Annotated in this window: 4 protein-coding genes; all 4 read left to right on the top strand. The window is 63.1% G+C overall.

Annotation, left to right across the window (positions count from 1 at the left end; translation table 11 throughout):
- Positions 1–1,041, top strand: a 1,041-nt coding sequence (locus tag QOJ24_RS04205; RefSeq protein ID WP_526259408.1) for a glycosyl hydrolase family 65 domain-containing protein, incomplete at its 5' end; no start/stop codon positions are given.
- Between the two features lie 591 nt (positions 1,042–1,632).
- Complete coding sequence (locus tag QOJ24_RS04200; protein ID WP_526259407.1) at positions 1,633–2,523, top strand: universal stress protein; 891 nt, start codon at positions 1,633–1,635, stop codon at positions 2,521–2,523.
- 165 nt (positions 2,524–2,688) lie between these two features.
- Entirely contained in the window at positions 2,689–3,450 is a 762-nt protein-coding gene (locus QOJ24_RS04195) for an inositol monophosphatase family protein (RefSeq protein ID WP_526259405.1), read from the top strand.
- Between the two features lie 101 nt (positions 3,451–3,551).
- Positions 3,552–4,277 (top strand): hypothetical protein, encoded by a 726-nt coding sequence (locus QOJ24_RS04190; RefSeq protein ID WP_526259403.1) that lies wholly within the window; start codon positions 3,552–3,554, stop codon positions 4,275–4,277.
- Positions 4,278–4,363 lie beyond the last annotated feature (86 nt).

The following is a 4,363-nucleotide window of genomic DNA, read 5'->3' as shown; positions in this document are numbered from 1 at the left end:
GGCGACCTCGCCTACCTGATCGACTACGGCGCGGAGATGCTGGCCGAGATTGCGCGCTTCTTCGTCAGCCTGGCGACGTACGACGAAGGGCGAAGTCGCTACGGCATCCGGGGCGTCATCGGCCCCGATGAATTCCACTCCGGCTATCCCGACAGACCGTACGAAGGTATCGACAACAACGCGTACACCAACGTGATGGCGGTCTGGGTGATCATGCGGGCCATGGACGCTCTGAATCTGCTTCCGCTGCCGAATCGATTGGACCTGCTGGAGAGGCTTGGACTGTCCAGCGACGACCTGAAGCACTGGGATGAGGTCAGCCGCCGGATGTACGTTCCGTTTCATGATGGCGTCATCAGCCAGTTCGAGGGATACGGCGATCTGGCGGAGCTCGATTGGGACCGCCTTCGTCGGCAGTACGGCGACATCCAACGCCTCGACCGCATCCTTGAGGCGGAGCAGGACGACGTGAACCGTTACCGGGCGTCCAAGCAGGCCGACGTGCTCATGCTGCTCTACCTGATGTCGGCGACCGAGTTGCGTGAGTTGCTGGACAGGCTCGGCTATCGCTTCCCTCCGGAGCAAGTCCCGGAGATGGTGGACTACTACCTGGCCCGCACGTCGCATGGGTCCACGCTCAGCGGCGTGGTGCAGACCTGGGTACTGGCTAGGGCGAATCGCGACCGAGCGATGGATTTCTTCCAGCAGGCTCTGAAGTCCGACGTCTCGGACATCCAGGGCGGCACCACGTCAGAGGGCATTCACCTGGCCGCCATGGCAGGCACTGTCGATCTCATGCAGCGCTGCTTCACCGGTCTGGAAACCAGGTCAAACCGCCTGATCCTGTCCCCCCATTGGCCGGAATCACTTGGCGTGCTGGCGATCCCGATCCACTACCGCGGTCTGCATCTGCATCTACGGGTGAGCGGCAGGGGCGTGATCATCAGTGTGGATCCACGCGATGCTGCCGGGATCGAGGTGGAATGTCACGGTCGAATCATTCAGCTGATGCCCGGGACGACCGTCCGATTCCCAGGCTGACCGCTGACCCCGGCAAACTCCTCAGCCGCACCAACTCTCGGCGCATTCAATCCAGTTGTCGGAATACAGGTACCCGGGGTCGTTGGGAAGCATCCCCTGCCGGCCCGTGATCCCGATAACGTCTTCGGTGCCAGCCGTCTTAGCACTACATGTCTTCAAGCCGAGTTCAGCTGACAGCTTCCGCAGCGCCAGGCTCACTGCCGAGTATCGCTCGTCATCGGCTAGAACCGGCACCGGACTGCGGTTTAGATACAGTCTCAGCCGCTCCCAGTCCGCAGCAACGGCGGCGTATCGGAACACTGCCGAGGAACACACCGCTCGATCCGGCACCGTGAACATTCGGATGTGCGCGGCACGTTTATGGACAGCAGACATATTCACTTCTCAATAGCGGGAATTCGCACTAGTTACGACTGAGCATCCTCTTCCAACCCGTCGGGCGATACCCCGTTCGGACCTTATCTTTCTCAGGCCAGATTTCGCCGAGTGGGCATTTGAGGCCCTACGGTCCCTCTGTCGGTGACCAATTCCTCCTGCTCCCGACGCCGACGGACCGATAGCGTCCGGCGTAGCGGTCAAAAAGGAGAATTCATGTCAAAGCTCAGCAACCATCTAGGAATCGTCGTCGGTGTTGACGGCTCGCCAGGCTCAAACGAGGCGGTCCAGTGGGCTGCCCGTGCGGCCGAGCTTCGCAACGTTTCGCTGACGTTGGTCCATGTTGTTCCGCCGACGGCGGGCGCATGGCTGGACTCGTCACTGCTCCCCGCGTGGATGCATGCACAGCGCAAACAAGGGCGCCAAGTGCTCGACGATGCGCTCAAGGTCGCTGAAGAATGCTGTCAGCATGGCCCAGCAATAATCCACTGCGAAATGCCTTCCGCAACTTCTGTTGGCGCTCTCGTCGACCTGTCCAAAGACGCCGACCTCGTAGTCACGGGCTGCCTCGGCACCGGCACGCTGCGGGGCCGTCATCTGGGTTCGGTGAGCTCGGGCCTGGTAAATCACGCGCATTGTCCGGTCGCGATCATCCACAACGGTGTCCCGTTAACATCAGATACCGCAGCCCCGGTGCTGCTCGGGATCGACGGTTCGCCGGAATCCGAGTTGGCAACCGCGATCGCGTTCGATGAAGCCTCACGCCGAAGGGTAGGGCTTGTTGCCCTTCATGCCTGGAGCGACGTAAGCGTCTTCGATTCGGTGTCCGACATGCACGGTGCCCGCTGGCCCGAACTGAAATCGATAGAAGACGAGACGTTGGCCGAGCGTCTGGCCGGGTGGTCCGAACGCTATCCCGACGTTTCGGTGCGCCGGGTCGTCGTGCGCGGCGAACCCGCTCGCCAACTTGTCGACCAATCCGAGTCGGCCCAACTGGTCGTGATCGGCAGTCACGGCCGCGGCGGCTTCGCCGGCATGCTGTTGGGCTCGGTAAGCGCAGCAGTGGTGTTACTGGCCCGGGTGCCCGTGATCGTTGCACGCCAATAACGCGCGTAACGGCGATCGCAATCTTGGTTGAGTCGACCGGCGTTTGGGCGACGCCTCCGCCGCCCGAATCATCGGCTTCATTCCGCTCCCCGGGGTGGACCCGTCGCACTGTGTGCTCTAACCCACGGTGGGGGCGACGATTGCAACGGTCACTACGATTCTCGCGTGAGGACAGAGTTGGTGGCCGCGCACGCCGCGGTGGACGAAGCGGTCGCGATCCTGCGGGATGGCCGCGCGAAGCCGCGCAAGCGGATCGACAAGGCGGCAAAGGACTTCGTCACCGACGTTGACCTGGCCAGCGAGTCGGTGCTGAAGCGCTCCCTCGCAGCATCCACTCCGGATATCGGCTTCTACGGAGAAGAGGGCGGCGGGGTGCCTTTGGGCACGGGCAAGGTCTGGGTCGCTGATCCGCTCGACGGAACCATCAACTATGCGACCGGGTCACCCCTCTGCGGGGTGATGCTCGGCCTGCTCGAGGACGGCGTGCCGACTCTGGGCGTCATCGACCTGCCGTTCCTCGGCATCCGGGTCGATTCGGGTGCGGTGGCCGATGTTGATTCGTTGGAGGACGGGATCATCGGTATGGGCGACGCCTTCCACCGGGGCGGCGCGCGGATGGATGCCTTTCTCGAACTGACCATGAGCGTGCATCGAAAAGCGATGCGCTTCCGCTGCGTCGGCGCAGCGTCGGTGCTCTGGACCTGGCTTGTCAACGGCCAGGTCCAGGGCAAGGTGCTTGCCCACAACAACCCCTACGACGTCGTAGCCGGGCACGCGATCGCTCGCGCGGCGGGAGCGACATGTACCGACTATGCGGGAGCACCGCTCACTCTGGATTCGCCGGGAGCCATCGCGGCCGTGCCCGGCATACACAGCGAACTCGTCAGCCTCGCGGACGACTTGGCGGCAGTAGCGCGCAACGACTGAGAAACTGCATCGCCGGCCCCTCTTCCCTCCGGGGTTTGACGTGTTCATCCACGGGTAACTATTCGCCTGGCGGGTGTTGGAAGTGGAAGGCGCAACAACTTATGCGGCAGGCGGCAGACAACGATCTGTTCGCGGGGGTGGACAGATTATGCGACGCCGCCATGCAGCAGACCAACGCCGACGGGGTGGTCTTGGCGGTGCTGACCCGTTCTCGGCGCGCCCGCGAGCTGATCTACGCGAGCGATCCCATCGCGAAGCAACTCGACGAGCTGCAATACACGATCGGCGAAGGCCCCTGCTTCGACGCCTACCTCGATGATGACCCCAAGTTCTATCCCGAGCTGAGCAATGTCGCGCAAACATCACGATGGCCCACGTTCGCCTGCGAGGCAACACGATTGGGCGCGCAAGCCCTGTTCGCATTTCCCGTGCCCAATGGAGCCCGGCCGTTGGGGGTGCTGGAGTTTTACCGACGAAACACCGGTTGCCTGACTGACCCCGAACACTCGTCGGCAAAGACATGCGCAACCGCGATCGCGCACCAGTTGAAATCGAACTGGCAGGATCATGCCTCCCGCTTCCAGACCCCTGAAGAAGCCATCGATGCGACGGCCATCGCTTCTGCTTCGAACCAGGAACCCGCCGACCCGTTCACCCGCACCCAAATCCACGTGGCAGGGGGGATGGTGGCGGTTCAACTAGGGGTCCGGGCAGAAGAAGGCGTGGACCGGCTACGGGCCTTCGCGTACGCGTGCGGGCGGCCCGTGTCCTCAGTGGCCGCTGACGTCATCGCTCGCCGGTTGACGCTGCGCGATCAAGACGATTAATCAGGAACCTGACGATGCGGCCGAATGTCACCGCTCGTCAGCGGCGTCTCCTCTGCCCGAGAAGATCGCCCGCGCTGCCACCGCGA

Source organism: Mycobacterium sp. (genome assembly GCF_032159775.1).
Lineage (GTDB): Bacteria > Actinomycetota > Actinomycetes > Mycobacteriales > Mycobacteriaceae > Mycobacterium.
The sequence above is the reverse complement of the archived record's forward strand: the minus strand, read 5'-3'. Positions and strand labels throughout refer to the sequence as shown.

Bases quoted from the DNA above. Each gene is read 5' to 3' on its own strand.
- QOJ24_RS04200 (WP_526259407.1), top strand. From the start codon at position 1,633: ATGTCAAAGCTCAGCAACCATCTAGGAATCGTCGTCGGTGTTGACGGC.
- QOJ24_RS04190 (WP_526259403.1), top strand. From the start codon at position 3,552: ATGCGGCAGGCGGCAGACAACGATCTGTTCGCGGGGGTGGACAGATTA.